General features: G+C 50.0%; 11 protein-coding genes and 4 pseudogenes. 10 read left to right on the forward strand and 5 right to left on the reverse strand.

What is annotated here, in order from left to right; genetic code table 11:
- Positions 1-380: 380 nt before the first annotated feature.
- The gene (locus tag ACVLVH_RS23430; RefSeq protein ID WP_498950294.1) at positions 381-3449 is read right to left on the reverse strand and encodes an Ig-like domain-containing protein; all 3069 of its coding nucleotides are present in this window, start codon (positions 3447-3449) and stop codon (positions 381-383) included.
- A gap of 633 nt (positions 3450-4082) precedes the next feature.
- Here ACVLVH_RS23430 and ACVLVH_RS23435 point away from each other — a divergent pair.
- The 6 genes and pseudogenes from ACVLVH_RS23435 to ACVLVH_RS23460 all read left to right on the forward strand — a co-directional run bounded on the left by ACVLVH_RS23435 (position 4083) and on the right by ACVLVH_RS23460 (position 14641).
- Positions 4083-4832, forward strand: coding sequence for a carbonic anhydrase (locus tag ACVLVH_RS23435; RefSeq protein WP_498950296.1), 750 nt, complete (start codon positions 4083-4085; stop codon positions 4830-4832).
- 74 nt (positions 4833-4906) lie between these two features.
- On the forward strand, positions 4907-6424 hold the full coding sequence (locus ACVLVH_RS23440; protein WP_498950318.1) for a catalase: 1518 nt from the start codon (positions 4907-4909) through the stop codon (positions 6422-6424).
- 252 nt (positions 6425-6676) lie between these two features.
- Entirely contained in the window at positions 6677-7360 is a 684-nt protein-coding gene (locus ACVLVH_RS23445; RefSeq protein WP_498950297.1) for an outer membrane protein, read from the forward strand.
- Between the two features lie 651 nt (positions 7361-8011).
- Entirely contained in the window at positions 8012-11989 is a 3978-nt protein-coding gene (locus ACVLVH_RS23450) for an Ig-like domain-containing protein (protein ID WP_498950298.1), read from the forward strand.
- Between the two features lie 279 nt (positions 11990-12268).
- A pseudogene (locus ACVLVH_RS23455) lies at positions 12269-13068 on the forward strand (Tn3 family transposase); the annotation flags it as partial.
- Positions 13069-13108: 40 nt separating this feature from the next.
- Positions 13109-14641: pseudogene (locus ACVLVH_RS23460) on the forward strand (IS3 family transposase).
- Between the two features lie 210 nt (positions 14642-14851).
- Here the strand turns inward: ACVLVH_RS23460 and ACVLVH_RS23465 are convergent.
- A pseudogene (locus tag ACVLVH_RS23465) lies at positions 14852-15091 on the reverse strand (hypothetical protein); the annotation flags it as partial.
- A gap of 651 nt (positions 15092-15742) precedes the next feature.
- Here ACVLVH_RS23465 and ACVLVH_RS23470 point away from each other — a divergent pair.
- Together ACVLVH_RS23470 and ACVLVH_RS23475 are read left to right on the forward strand one after the other, a co-directional pair.
- Positions 15743-16204 carry a GNAT family N-acetyltransferase gene (locus tag ACVLVH_RS23470; RefSeq protein ID WP_498950299.1) on the forward strand — a complete coding sequence of 154 codons (462 nt, stop codon included), beginning with the start codon at positions 15743-15745 and terminating at the stop codon, positions 16202-16204.
- A 1083-nt stretch (positions 16205-17287) separates the two neighbouring features.
- On the forward strand, positions 17288-18322 hold the full coding sequence (locus ACVLVH_RS23475; protein ID WP_498950301.1) for a tyrosine-type recombinase/integrase: 1035 nt from the start codon (positions 17288-17290) through the stop codon (positions 18320-18322).
- A gap of 8 nt (positions 18323-18330) precedes the next feature.
- On the opposite strand, the gene ACVLVH_RS23480 is transcribed toward ACVLVH_RS23475, so the two are convergent.
- Together ACVLVH_RS23480 and ACVLVH_RS23485 are read right to left on the reverse strand one after the other, a co-directional pair.
- Complete coding sequence (locus ACVLVH_RS23480; RefSeq protein ID WP_498950303.1) at positions 18331-18906, reverse strand: VapC50 family PIN domain-containing toxin; 576 nt, start codon at positions 18904-18906, stop codon at positions 18331-18333.
- Complete coding sequence (locus ACVLVH_RS23485; protein WP_336769032.1) at positions 18903-19361, reverse strand: helix-turn-helix domain-containing protein; 459 nt, start codon at positions 19359-19361, stop codon at positions 18903-18905. The genes ACVLVH_RS23480 and ACVLVH_RS23485 overlap by 4 nt, the downstream gene beginning before the upstream one ends.
- An 845-nt stretch (positions 19362-20206) precedes the next feature.
- Here ACVLVH_RS23485 and ACVLVH_RS23490 point away from each other — a divergent pair.
- The gene (locus ACVLVH_RS23490; protein ID WP_498950305.1) at positions 20207-20332 is read left to right on the forward strand and encodes a hypothetical protein; all 126 of its coding nucleotides are present in this window, start codon (positions 20207-20209) and stop codon (positions 20330-20332) included.
- 60 nt (positions 20333-20392) lie between these two features.
- Here the strand turns inward: ACVLVH_RS23490 and ACVLVH_RS23495 are convergent.
- Positions 20393-20637 (reverse strand): annotated as a pseudogene (locus ACVLVH_RS23495) (DNA polymerase III subunit theta).
- 54 nt (positions 20638-20691) lie between these two features.
- On the opposite strand from ACVLVH_RS23495, the gene ACVLVH_RS23500 reads away from it, so the two are divergent.
- The gene (locus tag ACVLVH_RS23500) at positions 20692-21360 is read left to right on the forward strand and encodes an SOS response-associated peptidase family protein (RefSeq protein WP_498950306.1); all 669 of its coding nucleotides are present in this window, start codon (positions 20692-20694) and stop codon (positions 21358-21360) included.
- The last annotated feature ends 93 nt before the right edge of the window (positions 21361-21453 follow it).

Genomic DNA, 21453 nt, shown 5'->3' on the forward strand with positions numbered 1-21453 from the left:
AACGCACATTGCACAGGGAGCAGTTTTACCTGACGACTCAATGCAAAATAACTCTCCTGCAGGAAAAGATTGAGACAATCAACAGAACCTCAGGGCACTGCTTCATAATGTTCATCAGGATCAGGAGACTTTAGGAAGTTGGTAGATATCAAATAAAACTATCTGATAAACAGGAAGAACTCCATGAAACAGGAGCCTAACTTGAGGCTGCCTTTAAAGAGTCAAAACTGTTAGATGGTGAACTCACATCGTATTGTTTCTGTAAATAACCAGCAAGCCAGTTATTGAGTATAAGGAATGGCGACCATATGGATTTGGTCGCCATTTTTTCATATTTTATGTCGATGGGATGATCATCTACTTATAGACCTTTTAGACATTTACAGAATGTCGTGCTTATCATCATCAAACTTATCGAATGTGGACGCCATGCTGCTTGCATTGACGCCATCCTGCGTTTCATGACGCATATCCAGAACAATATCCTCAAGCGACAAATTCTTTATCTCTTTTTGCACCTCATCACTCAAAAACAATGATGTTTCGCCCTCCTGCAGCAGGCTATCGATGCTCAGAGATTTGATAACGGCTTCCGGAGGATTCTTGGCGTTGATCCGCATTACGAACGATTCACTTTCTTGCCCATCCATACGCGCTACAACGGTATGTAAGCCATTGCTTAAGGGTTGAGTGATGCGCAATTCCCATTCGCCGTTACTGTCTGCTTTGGTGCTGCCAAGGAAGTCGCCCAGTTTATTATAGAGGTAAATGGTTTTTCCTTCAGGCGCACTGCCACCAAAGGTCGGACGATTGTCATGCACGTTGGCAATATTATTGAGCTTATAGAATGCTGCCCCATCAATATTGTCATAAGCATTATTATATAGATGGAAACCTGTTGGTGCAGTGGAATCAACGGTCACTGACATTGCCTGACTCACAAGATCGCCATACTTTGCATAGATCGTATTGACGCCTTCATTGAGGTCGGCAGTTAATTCGGTTGACCATTTTCCGTACATGTTGGTTAACACCTTCGCCAGCAAGCGCCCGGTATCATCCAGTAATTCGACATATCGCGTTACAGGGCCGGTACCGCTGAGGCGGGGACGTTTATCGTCGGTCGTTTGTATTGCCGCATCAATAGTTGAAGCGAGACGGTAATTATCGACGATCTTACTATTTATCGTCAGCAGTGGTGACGTTTCATCAGGATTTTCCGGTTTTATCGGTTGCTCCGGGGTTTCAGACTCTGGCTCTTCAGGTATCTCAGGGATGATTGGCAGCTCTGGCTCAGTGACTTCATTCTGCTGATTATTGACAGTCAGTGTAAACGCCTCACTGGATATCCCATTGCTGCGAGCAGTGACAGCATGCGTGCCATTTTCCAGCGACTCGGTTATTTCCAGTCGCCATCTGCCCGTGCTGCCTGCCTGCACGCTGCCCAGTACGTGGCCCTTCTCATCATGCAGCGTGATGATCTGGTTTGCACCGGCCGTGCCGGTGAATGTCGGCCGGCTGTCATCGGTCGTGTTGCCGCTGCTGAAGTACTGACGAACGTTTTCGTTGTCGTAGGCCTGTGCATCAATGGTCACCGGGGTGATCGGCGTCGTCTGCACCGTCAGGTTAAACCCGGTGCTTTCCTGAGTAGGCGTGCGGGCCGTTACCGTATGTGCGCCATCTGTCAGAGGCTGAGTTATTTCCAGACTCCACGAGCCATAAGCGTTAGTGCGGACGCTGCCCAGCACGTTGTTACTGCCGTCGAAGAGCGTGACGATCTCGTTCGCACCCGCGGTGCCAAAAAAGGTCGGGCGCGAATCATCGGTGGTGTCACCGCTTGCAAAATACTGGCGCACGCCTTCGCTGTCATAAGCCCAGGTGGAGAAGGTGACAGGGGTACTGTCCGCGGCCTTTACGTTCAGCTGGAACGCAGAGCTTTCCTGATTCAGTGAGCGGGCGGTTACTGCGTGGGCACCATTTTCCAGCGACTCGGTTATTTCCAGTCGCCATTTTCCCGTGCTGCCTGCCTGCACGCTACCCAGTACGCGGCCCTTCTCATCATGCAGCGTGACGATCTGGTTTGCACCGGCCGTGCCGGTGAATGTCGGCCGACTGTCATCGGTCGTGTCGCCGCTGCTGAAGTACTGACGAACGTTTTCGTTGTCGTAGGCCTGTGCATCAATGGTCACCGGCGTGATCGGCGTCGTCTGCACCGTCAGGTTAAACCCGGTACTTTCCTGGGTAGGCGTGCGGGCCGTTACCGCATGTGCGCCATCTGTCAGAGGCTGAGTTATTTCCAGACTCCACGAGCCATAAGCGTTAGTGCGGACGCTGCCCAGCACGTTGTTACTGCCGTCGAAGAGCGTGACGGTCTCGTTCGCACCCGCGGTGCCAAAAAAGGTCGGGCGCGAATCATCGGTGGTGTCACCGCTTGCAAAATACTGGCGCACGCCTTCGCTGTCATAAGCCCAGGTGGAGAAGGTGACAGGGGTACTGTCCGCGGCCTTTACGTTCAGCTGGAACGCAGAGCTTTCCTGATTCAGTGAGCGGGCGGTTACTGCGTGGGCACCATTTTCCAGCGACTCGGTTATTTCCAGTCGCCATTTTCCCGTGCTGCCTGCCTGCACGCTACCCAGTACGCGGCCCTTCTCATCATGCAGCGTGACGATCTGGTTTGCACCGGCCGTGCCGGTGAATGTCGGCCGGCTGTCATCGGTCGTGCCGCCGCTGGGGAAGTACTGACGAACGTTTTCGTTATCATAGGCCTGTACATCAATGGTCACCGGCTCGGCAATAACAGGATCTGGTTCGGGAGTCGTCTCTGAATCTGCATCATCGCCCGTCGTAGCGCTGTCAGCAATACTTAACGTCCAGGGAGCCGTCTCACCCGATTCATTTGATGTTGTCACCGTGAAAGCATGGTCGCCCGTTTGGGATGAAGGCAGGAATTCATAGTTTGCCAACCCGCTATCGTCTAACGATACGCTGCCTACTTTGATGCCCTTGTCATAGATGTTAACTACCGAAAACGGTCTCCCCGTTATGGCCATAGAAGTAGGGGCCGGGGCAGATTCCATACCCGGATAGATGGCATCTTCACCGCTCATTATGGCGATAATCGAGGCGCGAGGAACACCCTCGTCTGCGACAGTGAAACTGAACTGAGAAGAAGCTTGTCCATTCTGTGATGCGCTGATTGAAACCTTACCCGAAAGCGACATTTCTGGCGTGGTGGCAAAACTCCAGTTTCCTGATGCATTAACAGCAGCGGTCCCCAGTAACATGCTCCCATTATAAATTTCGACTGTGCTGCCCGGGACCGCATTACCTGAAACAACGGGAGTGGCTTCGCTTAATACACTCCCGGGAACGACGTATCCCATTTCGGATATAAGCCATGAGATTTTAAGGGAACTATTTGCGCTTGAGTTTTCGTAGTCTTTATTCATTTAATCTTCCTGTGTGTTTCGAAGAACAACAAAACCACAGAGGAAAATAAATGTTTATTTTTATAATTGATACGAGCCATGTCCTGAATGAATCCAGGGGGCTAAGTATTTACTTTAACGAAAACACAAATCTAACCACAAATGGTAAAATCAACAAGATTTTTAGCAAGCGAATAAAGCCAAAGATAACCAACTTTGATTTGACAATTTATTTAATAGGTTGATTCAATTTGATTGAGCGCTGCGCAATAATTCTGTGATTTTCCAGGTGATTCAAGGTTTTTTATTGCTGAACTCTGAGATATAAAGCAAACGAGCGTGAGAATTAAGATTGTTCGCTATGAGGTGAAATTTTACTCATGAATTGGATTATGATGAATTGTCAAAATATAGATGCAAGTGATTTTTTTACATATCTTTCTCTTGGATTTTCTTTGCGTGCCATAAAAATATCTGAAAGTTTCCAGTTAGCGCTATTAATTCAAGACCGGGCTCGATGCTTAAAGATACAGGTGTCAGTACAATTCAATTCATTACTGCCTATCTCATATGATTGCCATTATTGAATTACCGCTAAAAGGAAACTGCTTTCTGACACGAGTGCAGGGACGTGAAAATTGAATGAAGTGAGCCATGATTAAAACAACCTTAAAAAATCTCATCCTCGCTTTAGCGATTGCTCTAGCAAGTATCTCAACTTTTGCAGATACACAGACCCACTGGCAGTATGAAGGCAAGGCAGGCCCCACTAACTGGGGGGATCTCAGCTCTGAATTTCTTACCTGTAGTTCTGGAAAATTCCAGTCACCTATTGATATCCGCACGACCATTCAGGCTGGATTAGCGCCGCTTCAACTCGATTTCCACACCAAAGCAGAATCGTTAGTCAATGACGGGCATACGCTGCAGGTTATTGTGAAAGACGAAGACGACTTCAAGCTTGATAACGAGATTTTCATTTTGCGTCAGTACCATTTCCACGCCCCCAGCGAGAACCGCATCAACGGTAAGGCTTTCCCACTTGAAGCGCATTTTGTGCATGCCAGTGCGTCAGGTGAAGTCGCAGTTATCGCCGTGATGTTTGAATTGGGTGACGAAAATAAGGCGCTCGAACATCTGCTGTCCATATTGCCAACCCACATAAACAAGGTCGTGTCACTGGGAGAAAAAACAGACCTTAGCGCGCTGTTCCCGGCAGATCGTCATTACTATCGTTACAGCGGATCCCTGACTACACCACCCTGCACTGAGGGATTGCGCTGGTTGGTCATGAAAGAAACCGTAACGTTGTCAGCCAATCAGCTGGCAAAAATTAAAAATGCACTAGCCAACGCAAATAACCGGCCCATTCAGCCAATTAACGGGCGTCTTATTGTCGAATAATTCTGCGGGGCTTACCCGCTTACTACCCAGGGAAAATTGCATATATGGAACAGTCAGATCGTCAAATGAGAAATATGATTTTGTCGCAGTCATTAACAGGTGCAATTGTACTTAGTGTTGCACTGCCCATCGCTGCAGCTACGCTGACTCAGGATAATGGTGCTCCCGTTGGTGATAACCAAAACTCGCAGACGGCGGGCCCGGGTGGCCCCACCTTGTTGCAGGACGGGCACTTAATCCAGAAACTACAGCGTTTTGACCGCGAACGCATTCCTGAACGTGTGGTGCATGCACGTGGTACCGGTGCGCACGGTCAGTTTACCGCTGAAAAAGATATCAGTGAACTGACTGTTGCCAGCGTGTTCAAGCCTAATACCGTAACGCCAGTATTCGTGCGTTTCTCATCGGTTGTGCATGGCACCCATTCCCCCGAAACGCTGCGCGATCCGCGAGGGTTTGCAACCAAATTTTACACCTCACAGGGAAACTGGGACTTGGTGGGAAACAATCTTCCGGTGTTTTTTATTCGTGATGCTATAAAATTCCCGGACATGGTTCACGCCTTTAAACCTGATCCTCGCTCCAATCTCGACAACAGTGCGCGTACTTTTGACTTCTTCTCTCATGTCCCGGAAGCCACGCATGGGTTGACCATGCTGTTCTCCAACATGGGAACGCCCGCCTCATACCGTGAAATGGACGGAAACAGCGTTCATGCCTATAAGTTCATTAATGCTAAAGGCGAAGTGCATTACGTAAAATTCCACTGGAAGTCACTACAGGGAGAGAAAAACCTCGACCCGGCACAAGTCGCAGAAATTCAGGCTAAAAACTACAGCCACATGACTGAAGATCTGGTGCAGGCTATTGACAAGCATAACTATCCTAAATGGGACCTATACATCCAGACTATTAAAGCCAGCGAACTAAGTAAATACGATTTCAACCCTCTCGACGCCACGAAAATCTGGCCTGATGTTCCAGAAGTTAAAATAGGTCAGATGGTTCTGGACCGTAACGTCAATAATTTTTTCAGGGAAACTGAACAGGTTGCGATGGCACCGTCCAATCTGATCCCGGGGATTGAGGCTTCTGAAGATCGACTGCTCCAGGGCCGTCTTTTCTCTTATGCGGATACGCAGTTGCATCGTGTTGGGACCAATGTGCTTACTTTACCTATCAATAAACCGCACGTGGCCGTGAATAATGGAAATCAGGACGGTCAGATGAATGGCACTAAGTCAGAAAATCAGGGGGTTAATTATCAGCCAAGCCGCCTGTATCCGCGTGAACAACTCGCCACTGCGACCTACAGTCAGTTACCAATTAGTGGTACCACGCAACAGCAACAGATCGCGAAGACTCAGAACTTCAAACAGGCCGGTGAACTCTATCGCAGCTTCTCCGAAAAAATGAAAACTGACCTGATATCCACTCTCGGTGGCGCGTTGAAACCGGTTGATAAAGAAAGTCGAGAAATCATGCTTTCGTACTTTTATAAAGCAGATAAAGATTACGGAACGCGTCTGTCAGCAGTGACGGGCGACAATGTTTCAACTATTAAGACGCTTGCTGAAAAATTAAGTGACTAATTGGTGATTAGAGGAATGTTGGTGGCTTTTAGCAGTCATCAGCTTTCCATTACGATATATTAATTTCCTTTCTTCAATTGTAATTAGTGCTTTTTCTTCAGATGATAAATGGCGTGATTGTTAATTAATATTTGTTACGTAGTAATACCTGGCGCTCTGCGTATTTATCCTGATATTTAAATTCTCATTCGCTTTATAAAATATGCAAGAAGAAAGACTCCTCCCTTAAACTATTGATGAGAACGGATTTTGATGAAAATGGAAAATATGTTTTATACGGCTCCCTTATTTTTGATTGCCAATATGGCTACTGCAGCAGAGCCTGATGAGGGCTACTACGGCGCTGCCAGATATTTGCTGACACAGCAACGTGCACAGGAAATGAATACCAGCGCTCGTCCGGGTGTTGGACAGTTTGTTACCGGCAAAGAGAAAGCGACTAATTCATCGGCTGCTCTGGCTTATGGCTATCAGTGGGGTAATGGCTGGCGTACTGAAGGTGAATATACCTTCGGTCAGAGTTCTGAATTTACCAGCGGTTCGTCAACGTTCGCAACCAGTTACAATCATTTGCAAACAAACGTTCATCGTCTGATGATTAATGCATATCGTGACGTTGAACTCGGCTACAATTTTTCTCTTTACGGTACCGCAGGCATCGGCTTAAGCAGAATTAAAGCCGGTGGCTGGCAGGGAGTGCCAGGCCGCCAGTATGCTGACAGCACGCAGATTAATCCAAACTGGAGTGTTGGCGCAGGTGTTAGCTACAAACCATTCGAAAAACTTAATATTGATTTGGGTTATCGCTATGTGGATATGGGTAAAGTAGAAAGCGGTTACAATAACTTCGTCAATGCACGTCTGCTCAAAGATGAGCAGATGAAGGCCCATCTGGTTGAAAACCAGCTTATGTTAGGTATGCGTTATTTATTCTGATTATATAATCAGAATCGAAAGTTAAAAGTCGACTTGATAGTCGGCTTTTTTTACATTCAGAGGACAGTTTGCATTATTCTATTAAGTCATATTAAATGAATCGGAGCTGGCTGTTAAAACCCGCGGCGATTCAGTTCGGCCGGAGTTCTTTTCTTCCCTTTTGGATAATGGTAGATATCGATGTGTTTACAAGTTGCACGGCGGCTGAATTTACTGTTTTCAATCAGCTAGGGATCCGCTTGGACAACAGAAATCATCCTACGCTAAGCCTGTTTTTTAAGCAGGCTTAGCGTGCTGATGCGAGTGAAAAACGGACGTAAATGCCTTGATCATCCTTCAAAAATTAAGTCAGCATTAAATTCTGATGAAAGTATTCTTCAAGCCGCATTTTTTCCTGCCAATACCTCTTTAGACGAATGCTTACTCAATATTGATTAATTTGAAAAATTGAGAAGTGCCTAACCTAACAATGTAACCAAGACCAGGCCCGTTAATTCCTCCCATCGGATGCGGGAAAATTCTCACAGAATTTTCTTACATCCCTTTAGATGGAATTTTAAAGTGAAATCAATTTCTAAAAACTCAGCACCTGCCACAACGTGGGTAAAAAAAATGGTTTACCTGCAAATCGCTGTGCAGGCAGGTATATCAATGACGCCTTTTTATGCCCTGACGGTTCAGGCAGCTGTCAGCCCGTTTTCAGTTGATCGGCAGAGCGACGCTGCTGCACAGCAGCTCAGCACGTTCGGCCAGGCGGCACAAAATGGCGACCTGAACGGTCTTGCTGCTCAGCAGGCTTCCGGTATGGCGCAGCAGCAGTTGCAACAGTGGCTGCAGAATTTCGGCACAGCACAGGTTGAACTGGGCACCGATAATCATTTCAAACCTCATACCGCCTCACTGGACCTGCTGGTGCCGCTGTATAAAAATGACGAGCGCATTCTGTTTACTCAGAACGGCGTGCGCAATAAAGACGGACAAATCACCGGCAACTTCGGCCTGGGTCAGCGCCACTTCGCCGGTGACTGGATGGTCGGCTACAACGCCTTTTATGACCAGAACTTCAGTCGCGGACACAAGCGCTTCGGCACCGGCGTTGAGGCCTGGCGCGACTATCTCAAGCTCTCCGGCAATGGCTACTATCGCCTGTCCGGCTGGCGCGACTCCGGTGACGTTGAAGACTACGACGCGCGCCCGGCCTCCGGTTTTGATTTGCGCACCGAGGCCTGGCTGCCCGCTTATCCTTCCCTTGGCGCGAAGCTGATTTACGAAAAATATTACGGCAACGAAGTTGCGTTGTTTGGTAAAGACAAGCGTCAGAAAAATCCGGATGCCATTACGGCTGGCTTAAGCTATACGCCGGTGCCTCTCATTTCCCTTTCTGCCGAACATAAAAAAGGCGGCAGCCAGGATGACACGATTTTTGGCCTGCAGCTCACCTATCAGCTAGGTCAGCCGATGTCATCACAGATTGACCCGGCTAACGTTGCATTACAGCGCACCCTGGCGGGGAGCGCACTGGATTTGGTTGAGCGCAATAACAACATCGTGCTGGAGTACCGCAAAAAAGAGTTGATGAACCTGATTTTGCCCAAAGAGATTAGCGGCACCAGCGGCAGTCTGGTGCCGGTGAGCTATCAGCTCAGCACTAAGTATGCGCTATCCCATATTCTCTGGAACGATGCGGCGTTGGTTGCGGCGGGCGGAAAAATTCAGGACATGGGCAACGGTCAGTATCAGATTGCGCTGCCTAAATATGTGGCTGGCGCGGCGAACAGTTATGTGCTGAGCGCAGTGGCGTATGATGTGCGCAAAAATACCTCCAGAACGGCCACGACAACAGTGAGCGTGGCGCGTCCGGCCGTTAACGCTCAGGGGAGTAGCATTACGACGTCACAGGAAACTATCTTGGCGGACGGCAAGGCGACAGCAACCATCAGCATCACATTGCAGGATGAAGAGGGACAATCCGTTGATGGTATGGCTAAGGCCCTGCAACTGAGCGTGAAGGAAGAGCAGGCTAAAACCATCATGGCGATGTCGCAGGTTCCGGCACAGCCTGCGGTCATAAGTGAAATCGCTGAACAGGGTAAAGGCGTTTATACCGCGACGTTAACCGCCGCAACGCGTCCGGCGCTTGCAGTCATTAGCGCCACCGTTGACGGTCAGGCGCTGAAAAATGTTGAGGTCAATCAGGTCAGCGATGTGGCTACCGCAACGATAAAAGACAGCGATATCAGCCTGGTGGTGAATAACGCGGCCGCCAACGGCAGCGCGACCAATGAAGTTCGTGCTCGTGTAACTGACGCCACCGGTAATCCGGTCAGCGGTGTGGCAGTAAATTTCAGCCTGAGCGGTAGCGCGCAGGTGGCGGCTGGCAGCAGCCTGACTGCCGTCAGCGGCTCTGACGGCTATGTTTCCGTGCTGTTGACTGACACGGTTGCGGAAACCATCGCAGTTACTGCTGCAACCGCGAACGGTAGCGCCAAAGCCAGCGTTGTATTTACCGCTGACACGGCTACTGCCATCATTAGTGAAGATGGCGTGAGCGTTGACCGCGCAGATGCGCTGGCAAACGGCCAGGACGCGGTGACTTACACCGCAACGGTAAAAGATGCCAACGGCAATCCAATCGCTAACGCCCTGGTGAACTGGACGACAGACAGCGGCACGCTTAGCGGCGCAACCAGCACTACGGACAGCAACGGCAAGGCCACTATCAAACTGACCCATACACTGGCGCAGATGGTGCAGGTTCAGGCATCGGTGGGTAAAAATAAGGCAGTTAACGCGCCAAAAGTGAGCTTCGGTGCCGATGCGGCAACAGGCGGCATCGCGAGCGGTGACCTGACGCGAGATAAAGATACAGCAATAGCCAATGGTGCTGATTCCATTACCTACAGCGTTATTGTGAAAGATGCGACAGGCAATGTGCTGGCCGACCAGACCGTACAGTGGGAGAGCACGCTGGGTAGCCTCAGCGCAGTCACCAGTAAAACCGACAGCAGCGGCGTAGCGACGATAGAGCTGAGTTCCATTACTTCAGGTTCCGCGGTTGTCAGTGCAGCACTCGCAATGAAACCCGCAGTTAATGCACAGGCGGTAAACTTCTCCGCTGACGGCAGCACTGCGAAGATTGAAAGCAGCGACCTGAAGGCGGACAAAACAAATATCGTAGCTGACGCCAGTGACGCGGCAACGTTCACGGCTCGCGTCAAGGATGCCAACGGCAACCCGGTCAGCGGTCAGAACGTTAGCTGGACAACAGATCACGGAACTCTGAGTGTTAGCAGCAGCGTAACTAACGGCAGCGGTGATGCATTCGTGAAGCTGACAGGCACAGCGGCAGGTACCGCGCAGGTGACGGCCGCCGCCAACGGCAACACAGCGGTAAACGCGCCACAGGTAACGTTGATCGCCGACAGCAGCAGCGCACAGATTGATGCAGGCAGTCTCACCGCCGATAAATCCAGCGCACTGGCAAACGGTACTGAACTGGTGACTTACACCGCGGTAGTAAAAGATGCGAACGGCAACCCGGTTTCAGGCGCTACCGTGAGCTGGACGACAAACTTTGGTCACCTGGCCTCCAGTTCCAGCAGCACTGATTCGGATGGAAAAGCAACTGTTACCCTGAATTCAGCAGTAGCAGGCAACGCCGTAGTGGAAGCTCAGGTCGGCACAAGTGGCGCGATTTCCGCCGCCGCCGTCATATTTATCGCCGATGCGGGCAGTGCAGTAATTGGCAGCGGTGACATGACGGTAGATAAAACCACCGTCGTCGCGAACGGCACTGATGCCGCTACGTACACCGCGATGGTGAAAGATGCCAACGGAAATCCGCTTTCAGGTTTCACGGTGAGCTGGAGCACAGATAAGGGTTCACTGAGCGCCAGCAGCAGCACAACTGACTCTGCGGGTAAAGCCACTATAAAGTTGGGACATACCAAAGCGGAAGCAGCAGTGGTCACCGCCACGGTTCGCGGCACCGACACGGATGCATCAACAGTCAGCTTCATTGGGGATATTGCCACCGCTAAAGTTGACAGTATTGCATCCGATAAAGCTAAAATTACTGGTACCGGCGTTGAAACTGCAACGCTGACGGCAACCATCACCGATGCCAATGGAAATTCAGTTGCAGGCTTTAAACCAACATGGTTAACCACTACGGGCGCTATTGCAGACAACGGTGCCAGTGACAGCACAGGAAAAGCCACGGCAGTTCTCACTGCCCCTGTACTTGAAGCGAAAAGTAACGGTACGGCAACGGTTACTGCGAATGGTGTCAGCCGAAGTGTGGCGGTTCGCGCCGTTTTAAAAGCAGGCACTTTGATGTTCTGGACGATGGCAAGCGATCACTTAACCTCGGTAGAAAGTACAGCTAATGGATATTGCGCCACTTATGGTGGAGGAAAAGCGGCTGGAGAAACTGAATTCGCTACATTCTTGAGTGAGAATAAAGATTTTAAAGATATGGCAGTCACTGGAGAATTCAGTGATGCAAGGTATTACATCGCATCGAAATGGCAAGCAAATTGGTACGCAGACTTTAATAGCCTTCATGCCGCTATCGGTATCCGAAATGATACATTAGGTGCAAACAATGGATACGTTTGCGTTAAGTAAACCTCAAAAGTAAATGTAATCAAGCCCTGCAGTCTTGCAGGGCTTTAATCGTCCCCCCCCCTAAATTGCCTCCCTAAATCTCCACAGGTTGAGCCGATTTCTCTGAGTCGCTTAATATGGCTTTGAAAGAAAGAGCGAATAAGCTGAAAATATAATCCTGTAGTGGATCACTGATTTTTGTCATCTTACTAAAAGTTTTAAAATCCACTTCTGGCAAGAGCGGACCGTACAGCCAGTAACTCAGGATTACTGCTGTCTTGTCTTTACCCGGAGTATGAGTCGCTGGCACTGCCTGATGGTATTGCGCGTTCCGTTCACCAGAACCGGATCCTGAAACTCGCACGCGAATGCAGGAAAATGAGTAGCCGGGACCTGGCAAAATTTACAGATGTTCGCCGTTATGCCTCTCAGGTCCGTGTTATATCGGAAGTTAGGGCCACCCTGACTGACGAAGATATTGATCTGCACGAGCGTATTCTGGGCATTTTGTTTAGCAGGGCAAAACGCACGCAGGTCGAACAACTCCAGCAAACAGGAAAGCTGATTCAGAGTAAGCTGAAGCAATACGTTACCGTAGGACAGGTATTGCTTAATGCCAGAGAATCCGGTGAAGACCCCTAGCCCGCAATAGAAGACGTCCTTCCCTGGCAGGAATTTATCAACAGCGTGGAAGAGACGCGGCTCCTGTCACGAGAGGACAACTTCGACCCGTTGCATCTAATCACAGAAAAATACAGTACGCTGCGTAAAAACGCCCTCCGGATGCTGTACTCGTTGCAGTTCAGGGCTGCACCTACCGCAATGCAGCTCAGTGACGCGCTGGATACCTTCAGAGAGATGTATAGAAAACAACTCCGAAAAGTACCACCTTCCGCCCCAACCGGGTTTATCCCGGAAAGCTGGAGAGAGGTTATGATCACTCCCACTGGCATCGACCGAAATATTACGAATTTTGCGTCCTGAATGAGCTAAAGGCAGCCTTGCGTTCAGGTGATATCTGGGTAAAGGGATCTCGCAGGTACAGGAGTTTCGATGTTTATCTGATCCCATCTGGCGATTTTGATAAATCACTACACGATGGAGGTGCGGACGATTTCCTGGACCTTCAGGAGATAATTCATGCACTCATATGAAGATTGTATTCGGGCTGTGGATCTTTACCTCAGGTATGGCAAAAGGCTGACAGTTGTTGTCAGGGAGCTGGGCTATCCATCCGTTAAACAGCTTGGTCGGTGGGTTCGGATTTTTGAGGAGTACGGCGACTTACCCAGGGGATTAAAATCCAGAAAACGCTATTCACATGCGCAGAAAGTCGCTGCGGTTGAGCATTACATTACGCATGGCGGTTGCCTAGTCTATACGCGCCGCGCCATTGGCTATCCCAGCAGCGAAGTGCTCAAGAGCTGGATCGAAGAGATTTATCCGGGACGGCGGCACCCTGATTATTCGCTCCAACACACATAAATGCTTCAGCCAGGAAGAAAGAACTCAGGCTGTCCGCGAGCTGTGCACCCGCCGTGGAACAGCCCTTAAAGTTGCACAAAAGATAGATATCAGCGTTCCAGTCCTGTACAAATGGAAGAAAGACCTGATCGACGATGAGGCTTATCAGTCCATGCGTAAACGAAAACCAGCTCCGCCGGATAAGCAGCAGGATGCACTGCACGATGAAATAATGCAGCTGAAACAGCAGGTTCATCAGTTACAACTTGAACGTGACATCCTGACAAAAGCGAATGAACTGGTAAAAAAAGACATGGGCATCAGCGTCCTGACCCTGAAGAACAGCGAAAAAACCCAACTCGTTGATGCCCTGAAGGAAAGTTATCCAGTTGCTGAACTGCTCAGTGCTCTGTAGCTCGCACAAAGTTGCTATTTTTATCACGAAGCGGGCCTTCATCTGCATGACAAGTACTCGGAAATACGCATAGCCCTGGCAAAGATCTTTGAGGGAAATTACCGATGCTATGGTTACCGGCGTCTCCACGCGATGCTCCGTGAAAACAACACGTACATCTCAGAAAAGGTTATCCGCAGGCTGATGGCTGAAGAACAGCTGATAGTTAAGCGTGCAGGGCGTCGCCGTTACAGCGCTTACTGCGGAGAAATCGGTCAGGCACCTGAAATCTTCTCGCAAGAAATTTTCGCTCCTTCAGGCCAAATGAGAAGTGGCTGACCGATATAACCGAGTTCCAGCTTCCGGCCGGCAAGGTCTACCTGTCGCCAGTCATCGACTGTTTTGATGGCAAAGTGGTGAGCTGGACCATAAGAACACGGCCTGATGCAAAACTGGTGGATGCCATGCTGGATGATGCGATCGATACGCTCAGAGAACATGAAAGGCCGGTGATACACAGCGACATAGACAGCCATTACCGGTGGCCGGGATGACTGGATCGTATCAACGCATCGGGTCTTATAAGGTCCATGTCGCGCAAAGGTTGCTCGTCGGATAATGCAGCGTGTGAAGGCTTCTTCGGGCGGGTCAAAAACGAAATGTACTACAGCAGAAACTGGGCGGGCACAACGCTGGAAGATTTTATGTGCTTCCTGGACAGATATATACGCTGGTATAACGAGAGTCGGATCAAAATATCATTAGGTGCAATGAGTCCGGTCAGGTACCGGCAGCATCTGGAGATCAAAACATAACAGTCCAGGAAAACATCCGCCTCTCCCCCGTACGACATTAGCGTTTTGGAGTAACAATAATCGTTCGCGAAATACTTATTATGTTAAATGAAGTATCTCATTGCGCACCTCAACCATTATCCGCTCATCACCTGCCTTCTTTCACCTCCGTCACCCACAATCCGTAACCCGCGATCATCCCGGCGACGGACTGTTGAACGCACGCTGCCGTTATCTGCGCCCTTTAATCACCGACGCCTTCCAGTTGAAATCACTGACTTCACTCTCTTTCAACGATTCAGGTTTCTTCCTGCGCGTTGGCGTTTTCTTTGCCTTTTCAGCCAGCGCTTTCTCTTTGGCCAGTTTCGTCGTCATAATCTGCTGCCGGGCTTCCGCAGTGAACTCTTTCTCTTTCTTTGCATCCGGCTCTTTGCCAGTGCGCTGGCGATACTTCTCCATCAATCCCTTAAACTACACGCAAATTGAATGCGAACCCACAAACAGGGAGGCCTAGCCGCGTTTTTCTTACAGTTACGCTTAAACATCTCGGCCGACCTACCTAAACATCTCCCCCGTCCGATTCTAGGTTAAGCAGAGGCCTTTCAGGCAGTAGTCAAAAATGCCGGAATTCCATTTAAATACAGAGTGGATGCATTTTAAAATTTTTATAAAAAATCTGATGCTAGGGCGGTCTGTCATAAGAATGAATATCACATGAATCTGTAAGCCATGCTTACCCTAATTACCACTGGGATATATGAAAAAATATGGGTGTTAATATTGCATGTTATACGATGATAACCTAAAGTACTTGGTATGTTTGATATTTATTTAATATATCCTAGGGCGTCAAAACAGAATCTTATAAGCCATGAAGCTCTGATACGTCATGATTTATCATGCTGGCATGAGCCGCAGGAGATTTTTGTTAGAATGTGAAATTATAAATTACATATGTACATAAACGACCCATCTGCCAGGAAGGCTGAAAGTTAAGTCTTTATCATGGAATATGATAAACGGAATGTATGACTGGCTTGGTCATTCTTGACCCTCTCATATGGAATATCAATCTTAATTCAGATGTATCATGTCTGAATTATATTATTTGACATGTAAGCAATGAATATAATTACATTTCCGGGCCATACTTTTGAAGAGGCAACCCGCGATGATATAGATTTTATCGTCTGCGCATTTACCAGTCGAATTTCAACGCCTTATCCCTCACAGCGATTCCCGTCCGATGTTGAAGGTGACCTTGAAGTCCGCCTGATGCATGCATTCAACAGCACCGAACAGCAACTGCTACTGGCAAGGTCAAACAATGGCGAGTCATACATGTTTATGGCGTGTTCTTTACGTTTAGATCCTTTTACTTTATATATGGCTGGTGTATGGCCAGAATGGCGTGGAAAGGGCATTTTCAGCCGGATGATGGAGATCCTGCGTGTTTCCTCAGGTCCGATAAATGGTTGTGAAATTCATCTTCATCCTGAAATGCATGTCGCCAGACGCATTATCAGTAAAGTCGGCTTCACTGTGAAATCGGAGGATAACGATATATTGATCCTTTCGTATTAAAGGAAATAAAGAGTACCTGTCATAAATACCAAGACGTTCTACAGTTAGCCTTATTCAATAATATCCTTGATGACATTAGCCCGTTAACTTCACTTATCATGAAAAAAGGCCGCACCAGAAACCGCCATCACAGTTTTCTTAACAGGTCATTCTAAGTCGCCATATCAGCTTAGTTCAAAACTGGCACTGCTAAATTGGTATATTTACTATATCTTTTTTTTCATGCTTAAATTATCATTAACAGCGCAGGTTTTTTTTAAAATTCAATCTACAAATATGGCATTCATTCTCTTATTGCAGATTGTTGACGATACCTGGAACTGCTTTTTCTTCAACAAATCATCACCGTATTTACAAAGTTGCAGGCCTGATCTAACACCAGATTGTTCATATCCGATTATTACTTTACGAATTCGGTTTTGAGGAGATTTCAGTTTGTGGCATGCCATTAAAAATTAACGCATGCTCACTCCTCGTGCTATTTCCCTGTAAATAAATATCCATTAGGATGTGAATACATGCTCTATTAATTCACGTTGGATTAATTACTTAGGCCGTTATAACATTCGCTAATTCGGTTCGGCAAAGAGTATCTCGTTGCTCTCAGCATTCATTGCGGAGCCGCTAAAAGTCTTTAACGTCCTGATTCGCACTTATGTCAGTGGGTTAAGCTTTAATGGCAATAAAACTCTGAAAGAAAATTCATTGTTACATGGGCTGATAATTATTTATGATTTATCAAAATCTATAAATTCCAAAAATGGACTTGATATAAACCATTACGACTACACCTTTATGGTAGAGCAAACGTCTGACAAAAATGTCTAACCTTATATAATTACCATTATATAAGGCCAGACACCGGCGCAGAAACGCGCTATCATCAGGATCCGGGGCGGATCCTGACCTTTGTGGCCATTTATACGAAACGGCGAGGCCTGGACCCCACCCGGCTGAACAGGCGCTGAGCGCAAACGGCTAAAATTCCGGCAGCGCTACGTAAATTCTGGCGGATAACTGCCCTGCCGTGTCCTCAGAATTCACGTAGCGTTGCCGCTTAATATACGGGCGAAACCTTCCAACATGAGCGAACTCTCCGGTTTTAACGGTGTTGCCCTTAGCGGCAGCAGTGATGACGATCTGACCGCGAGGCTGGCCGCGTTCGTCCGTCACCGTGAGGCATTTTCTCCAAACACGTGGCGGCAGCTGCTGAGCGTGATGCGGAGCTGCTGGCGCTGGTCGCAGGAAAACCGGCGGTCGTTCCTGCCGATGTCACCCGCGGATTTGCAGGACTATCTTTTTCACCTGCAGGCCACCGGGCGGGCTACTTCAACCATAGCGGTGCACGCCGCGCTTATCGCCATGTTACACCGTAACGCAGGGCTGATCCCTCCGACGGTCTCACCCGACGTTGTGCGCGCCAGAAAGAAGATCAACCGTACGGCCGTCGTCTCGGGTGAGCGCACCGGCCAGGCGGTCCCCTTCTGCCGGCCTGATCTGAACCGCCTTGATGCGGTATGGAACAACTCGCCCCGGCTTCAGCACCTGCGTGACCTCGCCTTCATGCACGTGGCCTACGGCACGTTGCTGCGTATGAGTGAGATATCCCGGCTGCGGGTGCGGGATATCTCACGCGCGGCCGACGGGCGCATCCTCCTGGACGTTGGCTGGACCAAAACCATCCTGCAGTCGGGCGGTATCGTTAAGGCCCTCAGCGCCCGCTCTTCCGAACGGCTGATGGCGTGGATCAACGCAGCCGGTCTGGCTGGCGAGCCTGATGCGGTAATATTCTGCCCCGTACACCGGTCAAACAAAGTGACCGCAGTCTCTGGCGTGCCCATGAGCGCGCCGTGTCTGGAAGATATCTGGCGGCGTGCCCGACGTCAGGCGGGTGCGGGGACGCCGCTGAAAACGAATAAAGGACGCTATTCCAGCTGGAGCGGCCACAGCGCCCGGATCGGCGCAGCGCAGGACATGGCGAGAATAGGGATCTCCATCGCGCAGATTATGCAGGAAGGCACCTGGACACAGACGCAGACGGTGATGCGCTATATCCGCAGAGTCGATGCGCACAACGGGGCCATGGTCGGACTGATGGAGGATGAGGACTGGCAGTAATAATCCTGTTAAATAAGTGCCGTCAGGGGACGCAGGCGTGAAACGGTTTCCGGCAGCTGCTGGCGCAGCAGGCAGTCAAGAAATTCGTCAGGAGTGAACGGCGGTGATTTCAGGCTGGCGCGCTGGCGGCGCGCGGCATCCAGTACTACGGTAACGTCCAGTTCGGTCAGATCTGTAATAAAGCTGTCAGGATGAATGGCCCGCAGATTCCATGTCGCGAGAACGTCGTCAGGAAAATCTTTCAGGCTAAATGTGACAATGCCTTCAGCCTGGGCAACGATTGCCGCAGCGACAACGTGACGATCGTCTTTATCAGGCAATCCCCTGATGGATTCAGTCAGAGACTGATATCCGGTGACGAGAGCATCGGGCACGTGGCGATCCATTAAGGTACGGACCCGCTGAAGCTGAGTCCGGTTCAGTTCGGTGCGGTTGAGCAGCACGTTCCGGATCCACTCTTCGTGTATGTCTTCCGTCCATCTCGCGCGAAACTGTCCGCCGGCAGCAAGGTACATCAGGAAGCTGCGCAGAGGTGCAGGGTAGAGAACGCAGGCGTCAAATATGACGGTATAGCCAGAACTCATTCGTAACCCAGCCCCAGTTCCTGGTCTAGCGCGCCCAGCTCATCAAGTGCATCATGCCTCTGATTAACCAGTTTTTCGCGGTAGGCCAGCGCGTCCACGTAGCGGATTTTACGGCGGTTTCCCGCGCGGTGGTAAGGCAGTTCACCGTTGTCCAGAAGCCGAATCAGCGTCGGACGCGATATGTTCAAAAGGTCGGCCACTTCCTGCGTAGTCATTTCGGCCCCTACCGGAACAAGGCGCACGGCGTTCCCGTCACCGAGTTCGGTCAGCACGTCAACCAGCATACGAAGCGCGCTGACCGGAATGCTGACATTGTGGATCCGGCCACTTCTGTCAGTGAGTGAAACCTGCTGAGACTCTGCCCGTGTTTCAAGGACGGCGGAGAGCTCCCGGCTACACAGGCGCGCAAGTTCCGCTTCATGCAGGGAAGGAAGCTTATTCTGAAGTTGTGTCATTTAAACACCTCCTGTACCTATTATTCGAAATTTTCGCAAATGCTGGCGCCTTATGCAACAGCATTATGGTGTGATGATGTGGCTTAACGCCCCGGGCTATGTAGTCCGGCAGCGCGGGCATGGCGGTGAGGTCTGTTTACCGGATGTGCTGATGCCATGTCCATGGACTGTTATACGAAGGTGGCGGATCCGTCAGGCGATAATCGCTTACGCCGCAAATACCCATAGTGACTGGCTGGTCAGTGACTGCAGAAATTATGCGCAGTCAGATTTCTGCAGACTTATTTGAAATGCTGAGGATGACTGCCATACCCGGAATGAAACTCTTCTGTACCGGAAGTGATGAACGCCGGAAACTGCAGTGACTGATGAAGGGTTGCTCACGGCGTATGTAGGGTAAACAGTTCATGCCGTCTGATGCAGGGTGTCAGGATGTATGGACAGGCCTGTTAACCCGGCCATTTAGCGCATTCTTTCGCTGGCAGGTTTGGATACGTCGCTGCGCTCACGCTTGCCCATGGCAACCGCTGCGATAATAAGCTCATCGTCTATCAGCTGACTGTCTTTCTGTCATGCGCTACTGAGGCGCCCATACCGGCTGTGAGGGCGCTGTGACTCTGTAATGCGATCGGGATGTTGTCCGCCTGACAGACTCTGGGGAACGGCCAGAGCCACATCGGCCCGTAATCGAATTGTTTACAGGCTCGCAGCGATTTGCCGGTCCGGTTTTGTTAATGCCTTCAGGCTGATGAAAGGAAAATTACTTCGAGGTGCCACCCGCCGGGCTCTGCGAGTTCATTCCCGACGGGGACAGGACGCCGGTTCCGGACAGCGGCGTTCATCTGATGAACTTATGGATGGACATGAATCAGGTGTCAGAGCTGACCGGCGTGATCGTGATTGCAGGGCTGTTTATTACCGGGCTCTCGATGATCGGCATTATGCTGGGATCGCCGGCCTCATCGCATTAGAAGTAAACCGGGCCCCTGTCAGGGGCTTATGTCCATACCTGCCCCGCACGTCATCGCCTTTCATTCTCCCTTTGGTTCCTTCTGATAAACCGGATCGGTCCCGCGCGGGAACTTCAGTGCCAGATTACGGTAATACTGCAGCCGTTCCCTGAAGTATTCGCGCAATTCCTCTGGCTGCTGCCTTTCAGCTTCGGCCGGGATAAAGGGAAGGTTAAGGCGCTCTTTGTACGCCACGCCTGAGGCGGCCAGATCCACGTGACCTTAGCGCGTTCTTCCGGGCTTTGTGCGGCTAAATTGTGTTTCATGTTAAATCCTCCTGACGTCAGTATACCCCTCTATCCTTACAGCAGGAGGTGTCTGTGTGTGGACGATTTGCGCAGTACAGCAGCCGTGATGACTATTTTGACTCACTCGGACTGAAACCGGACGAAATCACGTTCGATCCGGAGCCCATTGGCCGCTTCAACGTGGCGCCAGGCACAAAGGTGCTGCTCCTCAGCGAGCGTGAGGATGCGCTGCACCTCGATCCCGTGTTCTGGGGTTACGGCCCGGAGTGGTGGGATAAGCAGCCGCTCATTAACGCACGCGGCGAAACGGCAGCGAGCGGCCGCATGTTTAAGCCACTGTGGAACCACGGGCGCGCCATTGTGCCGGCTGACGGCTGGTTCGAATGGCAGAAAGAGGGCGGGAAAAAGCAGCCGTTCTTAATCTGCCACAGAAAAAAGCAGCCCCTGTTTTTTGCTGCCATCGGTAAGCAGCCTTATGGACAGGACCACGGTAAGGAAGGGTTTGTCATTGTGACCTCATCGAGCAACCAGGGCATGGTCGACATCCACGATCGCAGGCCGCTAGTGATCGCTGCTGACGCCGTCCGTGAATGGCTGAGTGCTGACACCACACCACAACGGGCAGAAGAAATCGTACGAGATGCGGTCATTCCGGAGAAGGACTTCACCTGGCACCCCGTAAGCGCGAAGGTGGGCAACATCCATAATCAGGGTATCGAGCTTATTGAACCCGTTCAGTAAGAAATACTTCATCCTCGTAAACAAGTAATGAGCAGGCGTACCGAAGCACGAAACATCTGACGTACAACAAAAGCGCAGGGAAATGATTGTCTC

This window comes from Kluyvera sp. 1366, assembly GCF_054823405.1.

What these genes read in the sequence shown, in the direction of transcription:
- ACVLVH_RS23430 (WP_498950294.1), bottom strand. Translation starts at nt 3,449, where the DNA reads ATGAATAAAGACTACGAAAACTCAAGCGCAAATAGTTCCCTTAAAATC.
- ACVLVH_RS23435 (WP_498950296.1), top strand. Translation starts at nt 4,083, where the DNA reads ATGATTAAAACAACCTTAAAAAATCTCATCCTCGCTTTAGCGATTGCT.
- ACVLVH_RS23440 (WP_498950318.1), top strand. Translation starts at nt 4,907, where the DNA reads ATGATTTTGTCGCAGTCATTAACAGGTGCAATTGTACTTAGTGTTGCA.
- ACVLVH_RS23445 (WP_498950297.1), top strand. Translation starts at nt 6,677, where the DNA reads ATGAAAATGGAAAATATGTTTTATACGGCTCCCTTATTTTTGATTGCC.
- ACVLVH_RS23450 (WP_498950298.1), top strand. Translation starts at nt 8,012, where the DNA reads ATGACGCCTTTTTATGCCCTGACGGTTCAGGCAGCTGTCAGCCCGTTT.
- ACVLVH_RS23470 (WP_498950299.1), top strand. Translation starts at nt 15,743, where the DNA reads ATGAATATAATTACATTTCCGGGCCATACTTTTGAAGAGGCAACCCGC.
- ACVLVH_RS23475 (WP_498950301.1), top strand. Translation starts at nt 17,288, where the DNA reads ATGAGCGAACTCTCCGGTTTTAACGGTGTTGCCCTTAGCGGCAGCAGT.
- ACVLVH_RS23480 (WP_498950303.1), bottom strand. Translation starts at nt 18,906, where the DNA reads ATGAGTTCTGGCTATACCGTCATATTTGACGCCTGCGTTCTCTACCCT.
- ACVLVH_RS23485 (WP_336769032.1), bottom strand. Translation starts at nt 19,361, where the DNA reads ATGACACAACTTCAGAATAAGCTTCCTTCCCTGCATGAAGCGGAACTT.
- ACVLVH_RS23490 (WP_498950305.1), top strand. Translation starts at nt 20,207, where the DNA reads ATGAACTTATGGATGGACATGAATCAGGTGTCAGAGCTGACCGGCGTG.